This is a genomic window from Nonomuraea sp. MG754425, assembly GCF_021699195.1.
Lineage (GTDB): Bacteria > Actinomycetota > Actinomycetes > Streptosporangiales > Streptosporangiaceae > Nonomuraea.
This window is the reverse complement of sequence record NZ_SSXE01000147.1, coordinates 1-17,243: the sequence shown is the minus strand read 5'-3', so window position 1 is coordinate 17,243 and position 17,243 is coordinate 1. Positions and strand designations below refer to the sequence as shown.

Annotated in this window: 9 protein-coding genes; 1 reads left to right on the top strand and 8 read right to left on the bottom strand. The window is 71.9% G+C overall.

Annotation, left to right across the window (positions count from 1 at the left end):
* Nucleotides 1–36: 36 nt before the first annotated feature.
* The 6 genes from FAF44_RS55190 to FAF44_RS37995 form a co-directional block, all read right to left on the bottom strand.
* Nucleotides 37–3,786: a hypothetical protein gene (locus FAF44_RS55190; protein ID WP_272895558.1), complete on the bottom strand. Its 3,750-nt coding sequence runs from the start codon at nt 3,784–3,786 to the stop codon at nt 37–39.
* A 13-nt stretch (nt 3,787–3,799) separates the two neighbouring features.
* Nucleotides 3,800–6,064: a hypothetical protein gene (locus FAF44_RS38015; RefSeq protein WP_237108210.1), complete on the bottom strand. Its 2,265-nt coding sequence runs from the start codon at nt 6,062–6,064 to the stop codon at nt 3,800–3,802.
* On the bottom strand, nt 6,061–8,772 hold the full coding sequence (locus FAF44_RS38010) for a DUF6603 domain-containing protein (protein WP_237108209.1): 2,712 nt from the start codon (nt 8,770–8,772) through the stop codon (nt 6,061–6,063). The genes FAF44_RS38015 and FAF44_RS38010 overlap by 4 nt, the downstream gene beginning before the upstream one ends.
* Nucleotides 8,773–8,774: 2 nt before the next feature.
* A complete protein-coding gene (locus FAF44_RS38005; protein ID WP_237108208.1) occupies nt 8,775–9,479 on the bottom strand; it encodes a hypothetical protein in 705 nt (234 codons plus the stop codon).
* Nucleotides 9,480–9,610: 131 nt separating this feature from the next.
* On the bottom strand, nt 9,611–10,126 hold the full coding sequence (locus tag FAF44_RS38000) for a hypothetical protein (RefSeq protein ID WP_237108207.1): 516 nt from the start codon (nt 10,124–10,126) through the stop codon (nt 9,611–9,613).
* A gap of 17 nt (nt 10,127–10,143) precedes the next feature.
* Complete coding sequence (locus FAF44_RS37995) at nt 10,144–10,929, bottom strand: hypothetical protein (RefSeq protein WP_237108206.1); 786 nt, start codon at nt 10,927–10,929, stop codon at nt 10,144–10,146.
* Between the two features lie 322 nt (nt 10,930–11,251).
* Here FAF44_RS37995 and FAF44_RS37990 point away from each other — a divergent pair, with 322 nt between their 5' ends.
* Entirely contained in the window at nt 11,252–11,611 is a 360-nt protein-coding gene (locus FAF44_RS37990) for a hypothetical protein (RefSeq protein ID WP_237108205.1), read from the top strand.
* A gap of 154 nt (nt 11,612–11,765) precedes the next feature.
* Here FAF44_RS37990 and FAF44_RS37985 read toward each other — a convergent pair whose 3' ends face one another.
* Nucleotides 11,766–12,278 carry a hypothetical protein gene (locus FAF44_RS37985; RefSeq protein ID WP_237108204.1) on the bottom strand — a complete coding sequence of 171 codons (513 nt, stop codon included), beginning with the start codon at nt 12,276–12,278 and terminating at the stop codon, nt 11,766–11,768.
* Complete coding sequence (locus FAF44_RS37980; RefSeq protein WP_237108203.1) at nt 12,275–17,071, bottom strand: NUDIX hydrolase; 4,797 nt, start codon at nt 17,069–17,071, stop codon at nt 12,275–12,277. The genes FAF44_RS37985 and FAF44_RS37980 overlap by 4 nt, the downstream gene beginning before the upstream one ends.
* Nucleotides 17,072–17,243 lie beyond the last annotated feature (172 nt).

Here is a 17,243-nt window from a genome sequence, read left to right as displayed (position 1 = left end):
GGACGTCGATGTCACAGGGACGGGATGCCGGCGCTGTCATTGGTGGGTTCCGCTCCGGTAGGTGAGATACCCGGCGTGAACGTCGGGCGTCCCGAGTTCGAGGCGGGGATCGCTGTCGGTCGTGGTGAGCGTGTGGTGGACCCAGGGGTCGGCGGGGTTGGAGGCAGGAGGGCGGGCGTGTTCGGCCCAGCCCCATTGGCCCGGAGCGGCCGGGCAGGGCAGGTCGAGCACGGGCAGAGCGGCCTTGGCGCCCGCCGGTGGTGGGGCGGGCGGGATGAGGCGGGCGAGCGCCGGCCCGAGCGGGACGGCCAGGGACAGGCGGTCCAGGACGTCGGTGACGGCGGCGAGGGGTAGCCGGAGGTCGATCACCGGGTGGATGCCGGTGTGGGCGTGCACGGCGGTGAACGGGTCCATCAGCAGGGTGACGTAGGCGGCGGCGTCCGGGTCGACGGTGAGACCGGCCGGGCGGGCGGCCACGGTGAGGCCGGCGCCGGTGCCGATGGCGGTGAGGTACGACGAGGACGTGGTGGCGGGCAGGTGCACGGCGTGCAGGCGGCTGTAGTCGGCCGCGCCGGCCAGGGGTGTGCCGGCCGATGGGGCGGTGTAGTAGCCGATCAGGCCGTCGGCCAGGTCGGCGGCGAAACCGAGCCGGACCGGCCAGCGGCGCTGCTCATAGCCGGGATCGCCGGGCTTGTCAGGCTGGGCGGGGTCGAAGCGGGGCGGGCCGTCGAGTTCGAGAGTGACGCGGGCGCGGACCAGCGCCAGGGCGCGCCCCGCGGCGAGGGCGGCGCCGATGCGGTTACCCGTCGCGGGGTGGGCTCCGCCGGTGTGCAGGAGGCTCGCGTCGATGGTGGCGGCCAGGTCGGTCAGGGCGTCGGCCTTGCCGGTGGCCTTGCCGGCGCCGGCGGCGATGGAGTCGGCGTCGACGTCGACCAGGGCGTGCAGGAAGCCGGCCAGGCCGGGGTAGGCGGCGGTGAAGGTCGCCTCCCACAGGTGTGCCGGGGTGGCGACGGCGGAACCGGGCAAGGCCTGCCAGGTGACGGCGCGGCGATCGGGAGTCGTGGTGTTCTTCGGGTCGTGGTCGGGCCCGATGCGGCGGATCTCGCCCAGCGGTTCGCCGTGCGGGCCGTACACGCCGAGCCGCCAGCGGGGCCGGCCGCCGGGGTTGCCGCGTACGACCAGCCAGCCGCAGACCGGGGTGTCGTCGCGCAGGAAGGGGTCGGCGAGGGTGTCGACGACGCGGTCGCGGGTGGCCGCGTCCATGACGGTCGTCGGATCGCAGGTGGTGGCGGTGCGGGACAAGGGGGCCATGGTGAGCCGGATCGGTTGCGGCAGGCGTGGTGGCAGTTCGGCGTAGCGGTAGGTGTAGTCGTCGCTGACGGTGTAGGCGGGGGTCATGTCACGTGAGCGGACAGGCCGGTACGACAGGTTGTTGTGCTCATGGCCGGAAGTGCGGATGACCTCGACGGCGCGCCCGAAGGTGTCCACGACCGCCAGCCTGTCCAGCGCGAAGTGCGCCGCCGTGACGGGCTGGCAGAACGGCAGCGACGGGTCGGGAACCTCGGCGGCGTGACGCTGGAGTCCCAGGGGAGGTTCGGCCAAGGTGACGCCGGGGCGGCGGCGGATCAGCAGAGCCGACAGTCCGGTGACGGTCTGGCAGGTCAGGTCCCACTTGCCGGTCTGGTCGCGCAGGTCGCGGAAGCCGGGCGAGTCCTCGGGCAGGGTGCGCTGATAGGCGTCGACCTGACGGGCGAGGGTGACGCCCGGCACGTTGCTGAGCAGGGATCGGCCTTTGAGGTCGTACGGTTTGATCTTTTTGAGGGCCTGCTTGACGGCGTCGGCGCCGCCGTCGGAGCGCAGGTGGCGACCGGACCCGTCGAAGGTCCAGCAGGACTCGGCGCCCTGGTCGGGCAACTGGTACGGCAGAGGGAGGCATTTGGCCATCCACTGCACCATCAGCGGCGTCCACGGCTGCTGCCAGTAGGCCGTGTACGCGGCCGGTTTCCCGGGTGCCTGCACCAGCAGGTGGGTGTCGTCGAGCGGGTCCTTGCCGCCGGCGCGCAGGAGGCATGCGGCGGCGTGCAGGACGTACAGCTCGGCGGCCAGCTTGCCCGGCAGCGGCTTCAGGTCTTCGGGCAGGCCGGCGATCACCGATGGCCACTGGGCGGGCACGGGCGGATTCGCGGGTGGCGTGATCGTGGTGGCGGGTTTCACGGTCGCGGAGCCGATGATCTGGTCGGGTGTGCGGCAGGGCAGGTCACGAGTGATGTCTTCGGCGGTGCCGGCGCCGCGGACCAGCACGACGGGGTCGGCGGCCTGGTTGAAGGGTGGCCGGGGCACGTTCTTGAGGTGCCAGTCCTTGGGCAGGACCTTGATCGCTTCGTCTTTGGCCCTGTCACGTCCGGTCAGCGCTTCCTTGAGCCGCTTGGCGAGGTCGGCGAGTTTCTGGGTGGCGCGGGTCAGGTCTTCGCCGACCGACACCTTGCTGGTGTTGGACAGCCACCACAGCTCGTGGACGATGCGTTGTTGCGCGGTGGCCTCCAGCGCGGCCTGGTCGCAGGTGTTCTGGGCCTGGTTGAGCGTGGCCAGCGCGCCGCGAGTCGCCTTCGGCGGTTCAGCCGGGTGGTCGCCGCCCGGGCCGTGTGCTCGCCACTGCGTGCCCCCGGGGGTGGGTTTGAACCAGAGGCGGTGCGTCAGCGAGCCCAGCAGCTCAGCCCGTCCCGCGTCGGTGGCGGCCCTTTCCAGCGTTTCCAGGTGGCCGATCTGGAAGGCGTGGAGCAGGTCGGCGGCCTCGTTGTTGCGTACCGTCCCGAAACCGTCAAGCGTGCCGGGCATGTTCTGTTCGAGCAGCGCGGCGGTGGCGTCGGCCGCGTCGTGCCCGATGGCGATCTTCACCGCGTCCGGGTTGACCGGATAGCCCGGGGCTGCCGGCGCCGGGCGTTTGGGGTCGGGGTTCCAGTCCACGGCCAGTACGGTCCCGGCGTAGAGCGAGCGCGTCACCGTCTCCGGGTCGCCGCCGTCCAGGTGCCAGCCGAACACTTCGAGGGCGGTTCCGGAGTGCCGCTCGGGCTCGGGGGTGCCGAAGAAGGCGAGCACCGCGTCGATCTCGCCTTGGTGGAGTACGTCATGCTCGCCGTCGGCGTGCCAGCCCACCACCAGGTAGCTCAGCGGTCCCGCCTCCAGAGTGGCGGGCTTGGCGCCGGTGCCGGCGAGAGGATCGTGCAGGGAGAACACGTCCCGGCAATAGGGCTGGAACGCGGCGAAGTTCGGCAGACCCGGGCCGAGCACGGTCAGCGGCCAGTCGAATCCGTGCTGGGCGGGCGGGCTGGACGCGCTCTCCTTCCAGGGGGTGGTGGCGAGGTCGATGTTGCGCCCCATCCAGAGTTCGGGGCCGACGCAGGAGGTCGCGCTCTTGTTGTCGCCGGCCAGGTGGTCGCTGTGGACCAGCCAGCCGGCGGCGTCGGGAGCATCGGTGAAAGGCCGCTGGCCGGGGTGGTGGTAGCGCAGCACCAGCCAGCGGTTGGGCACCTTGGGGAAGCGGATCCGCCCGCCCGTGTCCGTGGCGACGCGGCCGTGGCCCAGAGCGCGGGGCAGGTGCCAGTGCAGGTGCATGCCCCCCTGCTTGCCGAACGTGAACGCGGGCTGGAGCAACGGCTCGGGCTCGGGATCGGTGAAGTCGTTCCTGAAGTTCAGCGGAGCCCGGTAGAAGGAGTCCTGGGCGACCGCGTGGTTGACCATCAGGGCGTCGACGCGGATCGGCACGATCACCACGTTCGGGTCGGTCATGGCCGGATCTCTTTCACTTGTTCGCCGGGTTCGGGGTGAAGACGAGGCGGCCGGCGCCGTTGAGCAGTTGCAGGGCCAGCGACGCCGGAGTCAGGGTGTGCTGCAAGGGCTTGCCGTCCTTGGTCTTCTGCTCGGCGAGTTTGGCTTTCACCCGCGCCGTGAGGCAGTCGGTTTTGTCGCCGGTCATGCGCAGCACGTCGGCGCCGGGTCCCTTCATGCATCCGGTCAGGGACACCATGGCGTTGGTCAACCCTTTCCCCACCGGCTGGATGGTGCCGTCCTCCGCGACGAAGGAACAAGGGGCACGCAACCCCAGCTCGCCGCCGTTGTTGAGGGTGTCGATGCCGATGCTCACCCCGTGCGGCGGCTCGCGCAGGAGGATCCGTCCGGGGATGTGGGTGAACAACAGTTGCAGCACGTCCGGCAGCGGGTGGGAGGCGTGCACGTGGAAGCTCGCGGAATCGACGTCGTCGGGCTCGGTGACCTCGACGCTCAGTTTCGGCCAGTCGCGGATCAGCGCCGAGCGAAGCAGGCAGCCCGCCGTGTACGGGGTGCTCGCTCCCCCGCCCAGCTTGTGGTCCAGCGAGGTGATCGCGCCGACGGAGCACGCGCCCGCGCCCAAGGCGTCGATCCACTGCTTGTCGACGAAGAAGAACCGTACGCTTTCGGGAGGCAACATCTCCTGGTGGGCGACCAGATGCCCGAACGGCACCTGCCCCAGCCAGCCGTCGGCGTGGGCGAGCACCCGCGCCAACTCCTGGTCGTGACCGGCCGTCGTCTGGTCCACGACCGCCCGCGCGAACGCGGCGACGGGGTCGCCGTCGCCCTCGCGTACGCTGCCGCCGACCGCGCTCATGCGCGCGATGACCGCGGCGAGCCCCGGGCCGACTTCGGCGGCGGGGGTGTGATGGCCGTCCTGCCCGCCGCCGCCGGAGTTCAGCAGGGTCGTGATGCGGCCCGCCAGGCCGCAGCTCAGCAGACTGTCCAGTTTCTGACGTGTGGTGGAGCCGGCCTCAAGTGCCGGGCTGACCAGCCATCGTGCGGAGCGGGCCGGGTCGGCTCCGGTCTCCGCCAGCCAGCCGCGCAACCGGGCCAGCACCTTCTCCCGCTGAGCGCCGAGAGTTTTCAGCACCTGCGGGTGCGCGAGCGCGACCAGTTGCCCCAAGGTGTAGGCGCAGGCGTAACTGACGTCGAAAACGCCCTGCTCGGGCTGGTAGATCAGGGCGGCGTCGGCCGAGGTGAACGGCTGGACGGCCGCGGGCAGCGGTGCGGCGGGCCGGGGAGTGAACGGCCCCCGGTACCAGGCCGGAGTCTGCTCCCCGCTCGGCAGCCGGTGGACGACCGGCACATAACCGTCCTGAAGCCGGGCACTGACCTGGGCCTTGGCAGAGGCCGTGGTGGTGGTGCCGTCGTCGTGGCCCGGATATACGCGCAGCAGGTCGTCCTTCTGCTTGATGAGGTTCTCGGCCAGCCCCGCGAAGTCGTACCCCGGGGCGTCGGGGTCGGAGTTCAGCGTCCACGACCACAGCACCACCAGCCGGACGAACTCGGTGCCGGCGGGCACCTTGTCCTTGCCGCCGCAGAAGGTGTAGCCGGTGAGTCCTTCCAGCGACACCACGGCGGCGGTGTAGCGGGACTTGGCCCGCGGAAAACGATTGGCCATCAGGACGCTGTGCGCGCCTGGCTCGAGTCCGACCGTCTCGTCGCCCGCGGTGACATCGCGCACGTACGCGAGCCAGGGCAGTTCCTCACGGGCCGGCATCACGCCGGTGAGGGCGTCGAGGCGGACGTCCATCGTGCGGCACGGCACGGCGTGCTCGTCGGCCGCGACCTGCAGCGCGGGGAACAGCGTCTTGTCGGGACGCGGCGCGTCGGCCGCCAGCGTGGCGGCGGTACGGGCGGTGACCGAGTCCCCGCTCGCGGGGTCGACGACCACTTCGGCGTCGGCGAGCAGCAGCAGCGCCAGCCACGGGACGTTCGGGTCGCCGTGCACGTCCCTGGCCCACGGCAGCATCCGGCTGGTCGCCACGAGGTGCGGGAGGATCCTGCCGAAGTTGCCGGACCCGGCCGGCGGGGGATGCACCGCGACGACCTCCGTGGGGTCCAGGGCGAACCTGGGCGCGTCCACACGCACGGTGCACGTTCCCGGGGGAACGTCGGCGACGTGTTTTGCCTGCTCATCGACGGACTGGGCGAAGGTGATCGTGTAGGTGCCGCCCTCCACCGCCGGGACGTAGCTGCTGACCAGGGAGACCTGCGCTTCCTTGGGCGTGGTCATACCAGCGCCTCCTGACGCGCGGCGACGACCGGCGGAGGCGCCGCAGGCGGCGGGCCCGCGGACATCAGCGGGTCGGCGTCCAGATACGACCACGCCCGGCTCCCGTACTCGCCGAGCGCGTCCACCGGTGGCGCCTGCGGGTCACCCGGCCGCAGCCCCAGGCGCGCCAGCTCATCGCAGAGCGCCGCCCGCTGAGCGCCGGCCGCCTGCAGCCCCTGGCGCACCTCCTGGCGGCCGTTCCCGGCAGTGATCTGCTGCTGGTCGGCTTTCGTGCCGCTCAGCGGCAGCAAGCCCGCGTCCTCGCCCTCGTACTCCAGCCGGCTCTTGGGCATGGGGCCGAGCTGATCCCCCGCGGTGGGGGCGGGAACGGTGAGCGTCGCCCCCATCAACTGGTCACGCAGGAGTTCCTGGCCCGGGCGTACCTGCTCATCGGCCGTCTTCAGGGGCGTATCCCATACGCTGACCGGGATGTTCTGACGGACAGGTTCGAGCCGCCACTTGGACACGTCCACCGGCGAGGCCGTCGTTGACCCCAGGGGCGTGTGCGCGACCGACAGCGTGGCGGCGGAAGCCGCGCCTGAGACGCCCATCGGCCGGATCGAGATCGTGCCGGCGCCCTGAAGCTGCGCCCCGGCTCCGGCCCCCACCTTCTGCGTGCTGATCGCGGTGCACGGGACGGGTGAGCGGGCGATCACGGCGAACCCATGCGCGTTCACCCGCGGCACCTTCGCCTCGGCGTCGGTGGCGGCCTGCTCAAGCAGCATGCCCTCGACGGGTACGACCTGCAGCTTCTGGTTACCGAGAATGCGCTGATGGAACTGTGCCCAGTCCAGATAGTCGGGCTTGGACGGTCTGTCGGCGCCGAAGTGAAGGGTGATGTCGGGAATGAGCGGCAGCTCCAGTGTGGCCGTGCCGCCGGTGGGCGGACCCCACACCGTCAGGGACACGTGCAGGTTCAGGTCGGGAATGATGGCCAGATGCACGACGACACGGACGCTGATCCCGATGTCGACCATGAAATAGAACGGATCCCATTGGATCAGGGCGTTGACATGGGCTTCCAGTGACGCGTCGACCACGTCGCTGCTGTAGGCGACCTTCAGGCGTCCGCCCACCATCAGCATGCGGGGCGTCACCGCCGCGTAGCAGCCGCCCGTCATGGTCAGCGAGTCGTCCACCTGCCAGTCGAAGCCGATCGCAGCCACCTTGGGGTAGTGCTCCGGCACGGCGTAGCCGGGCAGGTAGCCGCCCATCGTGATCACGAAGTCGCCGGCATGCTTCGACGGCTCCACCCAGGTGGCCACCGCGAACCCGCCCATCAGCCGGCAGCCGGGATCGATCAGGTACGACTCGCCCGGGTCGAGGGCCCCGCGAACCGACAGCTCCCCGGTCGACTTGCGGTAGATGGCGCGCAGCCCGAGCGTCGCCTTCACGTAGGCGGTGCCCTTGAGGGGAAACTGCGCGCGTGCGACCCCCAGCACCGCGATCGTCAGATCGTTGGGAGCGACCGCCACCCCCACGACTACGTTGGCCTTGACCAGCTCGAATACCGTGAACTCGAGCCCGGCCGCGAGCCAGATCTCCCCGCGCGCGGGGCTGATCAGCTTCTCCAGCTTCTCCAGCGCCTTCGCGGGCCCCTCGTCCGCGGAGATCACCCCCGAATCGGCGAGTCCGGCCACCAGCGGGAACGTCGCCACCTGCTCAGGGTTGTCCGGGATCGCCAGGTGGGAGTTGTAGCCGAATCCGCCCAGTACCCCGGTGATCTCCACGGGGCCGACCGGGATCCGCAGCCCGGCCACCTCCCCGATCACGAACACCGACGCCGCCCCCGACTCCAGTTCGGCGTACATCCCCGCGGCCGAGAACGTGATCTGCGGCGTCTTGACCACCAGCAGCCCGCCGACCAGCAGCCGCACCGGTTTGGGCGGATGACTGTCGCGGACCAGCGCGCCGGCGATGTACACCGGGTCCGCTCGCCAGGCCAGCCCCAGCCCGTCCAGGGTGGCCTCAACGGCGTAGGACTTCAGCTCCACCGCCAGCCCGAGGCCCACCGCGTCGAACACCAGGCCGCCCAGGCTCACCGACGCGTCGGCCATCAGCCGCAGGCGGTCGCCGCCGAACCCCACTCCCAGCCGGCGTAGCCGGAGCGGTCCCACTTCCTTGTCGATCTCCACCCAACCCGTCGCCGAGACGTCCGCGCCGCCCGGCCCGCCGGTCACCGGCGCGGGCTTCTTGCTCTTCTTGTCCTTCGTGCCGCCGTCCAGCGCCGCCCACACCCCTCGGGAGGCGCCGTCGAGCTCCACCTCGATGCCGGCGGCGACCTTGCCCGCCAGCGCCTGCGCGTCCGGGGCCGGAAACCCTGCGGGATCCCCGGGCACCAGCGCCAGCAGGGCCTTCGCCTCGCCGGCCGCGACCTCGCCGGTGTGGGCGATCAGTCCCAGCGCGCGGACCTTGGCCAGGTTCTCGGGAATCCGTGGCCCGAACCCCGCCTCCACCCGCACACCCGCCACCACCAGCGTGGCCCGCTTGCCGCCGGTCTGGGGAACCGCGCTGGCCAGCCCCACCGTCCACGCCCGCCCGGCCAGTTCGCCGCCCAGCCGCATCCCCAGCTCGACCGGCTTCTTGCCGGACGGGAACCGGATCACCAGGCTCGCCTGCGTCAGCGCCGGGACGATCCCGTCGGGCAGCCCCTCCCCCGGATTCGGCACGATCAGCTCCCCCCCGCCGACAGGAACCGCGCCGCCCCGGGCTGCTGGACGAACTGATGTCCCTTGGCCGTCGTCGTGATCGTGTAGGCGGTCTCGGTGAATCCGCCGTCCGTCCTCGAGTACAGCCGGGTGATCGGGATCTTCGAATTCTTGGGCCTGTCGTACCCCAGGAACGCCGCCTGCACCTGGCCCTGCCCCTGTGGCAGTGCCACCGGAGCGTGGATGACGTCGGGATCGTTCAGGTTCCAGACCCAGTACACCGGCTTGCCGCCTGACGTTCCGAACAGCAGCACGTGATCGGGATGCTCGGTCTCGCACATTCCCGACACGGTTGCCAGCTCCGGCTGCTGCAGGACGCCGTTCTCGCACTCCGGCTCGATGTTCCGCTGCGGATGCCACGACACCTTCGTGAAGCCCGTGGCCGTCTTCGTCAGCCCGTGCACCTGGACCTTTCCTGCCGGCTTCAGGTAGCAGTCCACCGGACCCGGTCCCAGCTTCTCGTCGAGGTGTGGCCAGAACGTCCCGTACGGCACCGCGTACGTGTCCGCCGGCTGAGAGTCACCGTTCCGGTCCTTGTAATCGGTATGCGCTTCTCCGCTGTCCGGATCCTGGAACATACGCCGCATCATCGCGCCGAAGAACAGGTAGACATACGGCAGTTCGTCTTCACCGCGAAACGCGAACACCGCGTCCGGACAATCCACCATGCCTTCACCCCACCAGATTCCGGCGCTTTCCTCCCCGCCCCGTCACCATCACGAACTCTCGAGTTCGCAAACACCCGGCATCCGCAAAGGCGACACGTCCTCGATGTCATCGCAGCGTGGTGTCGCGTGGCTCAGCCGATCCCGAATGCGCTCGCGAGTTCGGCCACGCTGACGCCGCCCGCCTCCTCGGCATGCCAGCCCGCCTCGAGCGTCCAGCCCTGCGTGTCCTTGTGCAGCCTGCCGGTCAGCTCTTCAGCGGGTGCTCCCTTTTCCCCGCTCATCCGCACCCGGACCGTGGCCGCGAGCGTGAAGCTCTTGTCGTCGCTGCGGTAGGAGACGGCGAGTCCCGTCAGGGACGCGGGCACGCCGTCGAACGCGAGGTCGACGGCCGCCTCGAAGCTGTACTCGGTGCCGCCCGGCCGCACCACGATCAGCGCGTTGAGGTAGGTGATGACGACATCACCGCCGCCGAACTCCACGGGCAGGTCGTTGCCGTTCATCTGATCCTTCACCCAGAGGGCGAAATGGGCCAGAGAGATGTCCCGGGCGGAACCGCTCTGCCGGATGTACGTACCCTCCCGAGCGACGACCTGCAGTTTGATGCCGCCTTTCTTGAAGGTGATGTCCGCATGTTCTTCGAGTGGCACGCGGCTCCTTGCCTGCATCACGGGAAAGGGTTCGGATAGAAATGGCAGTAGTGGTCCGGCGTGTACCACGCCTTTTTCGTGTAACTGTCGAAGACGAAACGCTCCGCCCCCCGGGGCGGCCTGAAGTCTTTCACGTCGGCCGAGCCGGTAGGCGGGTACACCCGCACGTCGAACTCGAAGAAGCGAGCCGGACTGTAGGTGGCCGTGGGGAAGATGGCGGGCCGCTGGGAAATCGGCGGCGGAGTCGGACCGTACGGCGGGCTCATGTACGCCGTGTGCGTGGGCTGACAGGCGTGCGGAATGGTGCCCGGATAGTAGGGCCCTTTGTAGATGAGCCAGCGGGTCGCCTGCGGGGCGGCCGAGTTCGTCGGATTCGGGCCATAGAAATAGAATCGGTAATGGTCCAACTGCTCGCCCATGCTGAGCGCGGGCGGCTGCGGCCAGGAACGGTCGCTGGACGCGAGCAAGGGCGCGGGGACCCGATCGACGTCCCTCCGCCCTCCATCGGTGGGGCTGCCCCATACGCTGGGATTGTGCTCAGCAGGCTTCGTCACCTGCCGAGGCACTTGCGGGCCGGCCCCCGGCGAGGGGAGATTCACCCAGAACTCGGCTATTCGCTGAACATGCGCCCCGGCGGGCGCGGTCATGGTCGCCCAAGAGGGAAGGCTGACGGTGCCGGTGACGGTCGCCAGAGGAGCCGGCCAATCCGCCTGCCCGTCGCGCATCAGCAGGGCGGCACCACACGCCGATGCCAGCAGCGCACCGCCGACGGCGGCACTCGCCGCCACCCATCGCTGCCGCACTCCGCTCTTTGGCCGGCAGTCAGATGTGCACTCGGGCAGCCGACGCGCCCGGCCGGCGCCGCGTCTCCAGATCATCGCGAACCTCGCTGTCGTGCGCCGCGGCGCACGACAGCCGGCCACCGCGCTGGTCCGACTGCTGTCTCACCGCATATGCCGGCAGACTACGTTTCGCCGGCGAGAACCAGCCGCATTGGCGTTTCGGTGCCGTCTCAAAAGCGGTCCTGCAAACGGTAAGGCGGCGGTCGATATGACAGCGATCCCGCCGCCGGCGCGGATGAACGAATGAGAAAGGGCCCTTCACAGCATCTGCAGTCTTCCCCCGGTGCTGGTCCAGCGCGGCACCATGAGGATTATCGATGGTATGCACCGCGTTCAGGCGGCGCGACTACGGGGTGAGTTGCTCATCGAGGTCCAGTTCTTCGACGGCGACGACGAAGCATCTTTCCTGCGAAGTGTCAAGGCGAACATCGCGCACGGCCTCCCGCTTTCCTGGCAGGATCGCGAGGCCGCCGCCGAACGATTCATCCGGGCATATCCGCAGTGGTCGGACCGGGCCGTGGCGGCGGCCGGCATCTCGGCCAAGTCGGCGCGTTCGGTCAGGCAGCGTGCAACCGGGGACGGTCAGCACTTGGACGCCAGGGTGGGGCTGGACGGCCGCGTTCGGGGCCGCTGCTGCGGTTGATCTACCCGAAGTCCGTCATCGAACGGGACCTGGCCGTCGGGTCCGGGCACGACACCGACCGCGCCGGGAACCGTGGCGCGCCGCTCCAGGAGCGCGGTGCGGTTCGATGAGGGTCGGGAGCCGGGGCTCGCTTGCCGCCTGGGCGCGCGAGGGGTCAGGGTGTGTCGCGGGCTCCCACCGTGATCACGCCGGCCGTGTGCAGGCTGGTCAGCAGGGTCCAGTCGTCGGCCGGGTCGAGCCAGACCTGGAGTTCGGCGGGCCCCGACGGCCTCGGCAACGTTCCGGCGGGCCGGTAGAAGGACGCGACCAGGACGAGCGGCACCGGGGCCGTCCAGTGGGCGGGGCTCGGTGGCTCGTGCCGGCCGCCGAGCAGCACGGCGCGTTCGGCCTCCCCGCATGCGCCGAGCCGCCCGGCCGCGAGCTGGGCCTGCAACCTGACCTGCGTGTCCAGGGCGAGAAGGACCCGGGCCGCGGCCCGTTCGTCGTCGGCGCCGAGCCCGGTGTAGCCGGGGACGAGCATCCCGACGAGTTCGGCCGGCTCGTCGGCGTAGCCCCGGAGGGCGCCGCCCGCGTGGATCATCTCGTAGCGGTAGGGCCGGCCCTGCGCGTTGACCGGCGCGGCGGGCGGCGGCTCCGCCGCCGAGAGATTACGGATGATCATCGTCATCGGCCCGGTGTCCCGTTCTGCGGCTGTTCGTCGGCGGTGGCCCAGCGGGTGACCGCGTACAGGGCGGTGAGCTGCTCCTTGTCGCGGGCCCGCCAGAAGATCTCGTCCATCAGCAGCCGGAAGGAGAGGCTGCCCGCCTCGGTGGTGTCGGCCGCGGAGCCGAGGCGGCGAAGGTCCGCGTGGGCGCCCAGGGCGTCGTGCCGGCCGCCGTTGGGCGGCGTGTCCAGGGTCGCGTTGCGGAACGCGGCCTCGACCAGCGCGAGCGACACCTTCACCTGCGACTGGATCACCGCGGGATCGAGCGAGCCGTCCCACATCCGGAACTCGACGTGGTCCGCCTTCTCGCCCGTCACGCCGAACGTGTTCACCGCCGTCTCGCGGCCGTGCAAGCCTTGCACGGCCGCGATCGAACGGTAGTCCGCGGCGGGCGGCGCGCTGGGGTGGCACCACTTCTGCCCGCGATGGCTCTTGTTCTCCGGGTTGTGCCCGAGCCGGTAGAGCGTGTCGGTGTGGTGGCCCACGTAGTTCAGCACGCTGGTGTAGTTGGCCACGAGGTGGTCGTAGTCGTGCGTGCTCACGTGGATGTGCCCGCCGGTCCTGACGGTGGCCGTGCCGCCGTGCGCCCGGATGATCTCGCAGGCCAGGCGGAGGTTCTGCCACGTCTCCGGCTCGTCGTACAGGATGGGCGAGACCAGCTCGCCGATCACCGAGCGGTCCTTCTCCAGCCGCCACAGGCCGCGCCCGCCGTGGTCGCCCGAACGGTAGCCCCTGTCCTTGGAGGCGTGGTAGGAGTGCACGGTGGCGTCGGCGGTCAGGCCCGCCTCGTGCAGCGCGCGGGGGATGGCCAGCGCGTCGTCGGTCATGACGCCGCCCGGCAGGTCGAACTCGATCTCCAGGCCGAACCCGCGCCCGCCGTCACGGGCCGCCAGGGCGGCGGTGGCGTCGTCGTACAGGTAGGGGATCACGGCCTCGCCTTGGAGGCCGCGCTCGACCGCCCGGCCGTAGGCGTCACTGAACGCGCCGAAGTCGCGGGTGAAGGACACCTCGGGGGCGTCCGGCCAGCGCTGCCACGCCTGGACGCGCGACTCCAGCGAGCTGGTCAGCCGCCGCTCCAGCGCCCGCTGCGGGTCGGCCCCCATGATCGTCGACAGGGAGCGGCGCAGGGGCGAGTGGGCCCGGCGGTACTCGTGGCTCGCCTGCGCGTGTGCCCGGCCCGCCTCCTCCCTGGCCTCCCGCACGGCCGAAGGCGACAGGTCGTGCGGACCTGGCACGCCGGCGCGCGGATCCGGCGCCCCGCCGCCGGGCCGGGGCGGACCCAGCGCGTCGAGCACCTGCCCGACGCCCGCACGCGGATCCGGCGCCCGGCCCCCGGGCGGACCCAGCGCGTCGAGCACCTGCCCGACGCCAGCGCGCGGGTCCGGCGCCTGGCCCGCGGGCCGGGGCGGTCTCAGCGCGTCGAGCACCTGCCGCCGGTCGACCGGGCCGAAGAGGTCGAAGCCGTCCCGTCCGGCCTCGGCCGCGCGCCGGACCAGCTCCGTCACCGAAGGGCCGAGCCCCGCGTCGTCGGCCAGGCGGCGCAGCGGGTCGAACACCCATATCCGGGAGGACGGCCCAGGCCCGGTGATCTCGGCGAGCCGGGCCAGGGCGCGCGCCTCGGCGTCTCCGACACGCGCGACGCCGTACTCTTTGGCCAGCCTCAGCCCGTCCCACAGATGCGGGTCCCGCGCCCGGTGGGCGGTCAGCAGGTCGACCAGCTCGCGGACGCCCGGCGCCCGCGCCAGGTCGGCGCCGTGCGCCCGCGCGTCCCCGGCCAGGCGGACGAGCTGCTCGACCGAGCCCGCCTGGCCGACCGCGTCCGCCAGGCGCTCCAGCGGCAGGACGACCCGCCGCCCCATGCCCGTCTCCGGGTGCGCGACGACGTCCTGCAGGGACGCGAGCAGCCGGGCGTCCTGGTCGCCGACCCCCGGCAGGAGGTACTTCTCGGCCACCAGCAGGCCGTCCCACAGCAGCGGGTCCATCTGCCGGAACCCCTGCATGGCCGTGTGGAAGGCGTCGCTCCCGGTCGTACCCTGCCGCAGGTGACCATGGTCGTGCGCCGCCCGTACGAGCGGGAGCAACTGCTCCACGCTCTGGAGGCCGGCGGACCTGAGCAGCGGCCCGGTGAACGCGCTGACCGTGCTCCGGGTGACCAGCGGCCCCATCATCTCGACCAGGAGCCCGGCCACCCGCGCCTGCGCCTCGGTCGAGGCCGGCAGCAGGGCACGGTGCTGGTACCCGAGCCAGCGATGATGATCCTGCTGCATGGCCCTGGTGAGCACGTCGGCCAGGTCGGCGCGGTCGCGGGCGGCCCAGGGGGCCAGGCCCCGCCGTTCCGCGTCCTGGTGCAGCGCGACCAGGGCGTCCACGTCCTGGCGCGCGCCGAAGAGCTGCATCGCCAGGTCGCAGATGGCCCTTCGCGGGTTCTCGGCGCGCAGGCTCGCGCTCATCGCGGCCAGCGTCTCGGCCATCGCGTCGCCGCCGTTCTCGACGGGCAACTGCCGTATCAGGTCCCGGCCGTGCTCCAGGGGATCCCGGCCGGGCGGGACGGCGTCCGTCCCGTGACCGTTGAGCAGCCGTTCGATCCGGTTCGGCGCGCCGTCGCCGCCGGCCTCGTGGCGGCCCCCTCCGTCCGGCGCCCAGCGGTGGACGATGGCCGCGGCCTCGGCGAAGTTGCGCGGTCGGGGATCCGCTATCGCGGAGTACCCGTCGGTGAGCATGGTGTCGCGGGCGCCGGGCACCGCGGGCATGGGCGCCCGACGCTGCTCGCCCACCTCGGCCCTCGCCCTCGTCCCCGGGACAGCGGTCCCCTCCGGGGCCGTGGCCTCCGCGACGGCGGTCCGCTCCCGAGCGGGAGGCTCCGGCGCGGCGGGCCTCGGCCCGGCGGCCTCCGGGGCGGCCGATGCGGCGGGCGGGCCGGTGCCGGAGTCCGCCGGGAGGCGGTCCACCAGCGAACGGATCTCGGGCAGGGCCCTGGCGAAGTCGGGATGCAGGTTGAGGCTCTCCAGCTCCCGCAGCGGCACCCACGCGGTGTCGATGGACTCCGTGGATCCGGGCCACACCTCGGCCCGGGAGCGCGCCTCGACGATGACGGTGTCGAACGCCCAGCCGCCGTGATCGTCGTGATGGACCGCGCGCTCCGTCAGGTCGTCCCGCTTCAGCCGCACCTCCTCTCCCCCCTCGCGGAACGCGGTCACGACGGGCTGCTCACCGGCGTGACGCGCGCCGCCGACCGGCCCCCACGTTCCCCCGTGGTGCGTGTCGGGGGAACGCAGGTGCAGGAGGAAGTGAACCTCGCCATCGAGATCACGGTGGAAGGGCAGCAGGCCCGCCGCGCCCTCGGTCCCCCAGTGCCGATGCCCTTGATCGCACTGCGTCCAGGAGTCGGTGTCCTGCCTGAGCCGCCAGCCGCGCGGGAGGTCGGAATGCGACGAGCCGCCCCTGGTGTCGCTGACGTGCGGGGGCCGCTGCACGGTGACCTCGCCGGGCGCGGCCAGCAGGACGAACTCGTGCAGGGGAAGCTGACCCATGCCCGTCCACGGAGTGGCCAGCACCCGCGAGGCCGGGAAGACGCCCGCCATGACCGCCCCGTCCGCGAGACCGGTGTACCGCCTGGCGACCCCCGTCAGGGCGCTCCAGGACTGCAGCGGCAGCGCCGGCGGGGCCGTCACCACGTCACCGGTCGCGGCGCCGGCCAGGACCGGTATGGTGCGCCCCACCTCGAACGCCACGCCGCGGTACAGCACGAGTTCCTCGATGCCGTGGCGGCTCAGCTCGTGCTGGGTCTGCGCGTACTGGACGCGCAGGAAGTCGCGCAGCACCTCCCCGTCGCGGGCGTAGCTCCTGGCGGCGGTCCTGGCGCGGCTGGAGTCGCCGTACGTCTGCAGGTCCACGACGTTCGTCAGGCCGAACTCGTCGAGCGCGGCCATGTTCATGGCCATGCGCGCCGGCAGCAGTTCGCCCGCGCCGTAGCCCCACGTCTTGAGCAGGCCCTCGACGGCCAGCCGCCGTGCCGTGCCCAGCGCCTCGGGCGAGTCGAACGGCAGCTCCCGCAGGACCCGGCGCTCGCCGATGACCCCGTCGGAGCCGCGCAGGAAGGCCGGCAGGTCGCCGCGCTCGACCGCCGACCAGGATCGCATGGTCCTGCCCATGGCCTGGTACTCGGTGTGGACCAGGAGGTGGCCGGGGTCGCCCATCCCCCGCAGCAGCCCGCTCCTGCCCGCCGCGCCGAGCAGGTCCTTCGTCGGGGAGCGCATCGTGTCCATCAGCCGCTCCACGGCCGCCCTGTCGGAGGCGTTCCAGGCGGGGACGCTGATCGGGTCGTACGCGCCGTCCTGGCTGAGCAGCCTCATCACCCGCTCCGGTGGCGACCCGGCCGGGCCAGGGCCGGCGGGCAGCGCCCTGGACCGGGCGGCCGGCGTGGCCATGAGTTCCGCGACGGCCTGCGGCTCGGGAGCGGCGGCCGGGCCGTGGACCACCGGCGGCACGGTCCGGTCGGGGGACGTGTGGGAGGCCGTGGACGTCCGCTGATCCGGCACGGCCGGTGCGACCTGGTCGCGGCGCGTGGACGGCTCGGCAGCCTTGTCCTGGACGTCCTTCGCCGGGCCCGGCCCGGCACCGTCCCGCTGGTCGGTGGGCTGCTCGGACGACTCCGTGACGTGCGGAACCGCGGTGACGGCCGGGACGGTGGCCGGGAGCGCCGAAGCCCGGGGAAGATCGTGCGGAGTCCCGGCCCCGGCCGCCGACCGCTCCGTCACGCCACCCAAACCGGACCGCTCAGCCGGGACGGCGGGACCGGCGGCCCGTTCGGCCGGGAGGACAGGACTGCTCGGACGTTCGGCCGGAAGGGCGGGACTACTCGGACGTTCGGCCGGAACGGTGGAGCTGGTGGGAGGTTCGGCTGCGACGGTGGGTCTGGTGGTGGGCGGG

What these genes read in the sequence shown, in the direction of transcription:
- FAF44_RS55190 (WP_272895558.1), bottom strand. Translation starts at nt 3,786, where the DNA reads ATGACCGACCCGAACGTGGTGATCGTGCCGATCCGCGTCGACGCCCTG.
- FAF44_RS38005 (WP_237108208.1), bottom strand. Translation starts at nt 9,479, where the DNA reads ATGGTGGATTGTCCGGACGCGGTGTTCGCGTTTCGCGGTGAAGACGAA.
- FAF44_RS37985 (WP_237108204.1), bottom strand. Translation starts at nt 12,278, where the DNA reads ATGACGATGATCATCCGTAATCTCTCGGCGGCGGAGCCGCCGCCCGCC.
- FAF44_RS38015 (WP_237108210.1), bottom strand. Translation starts at nt 6,064, where the DNA reads ATGACCACGCCCAAGGAAGCGCAGGTCTCCCTGGTCAGCAGCTACGTC.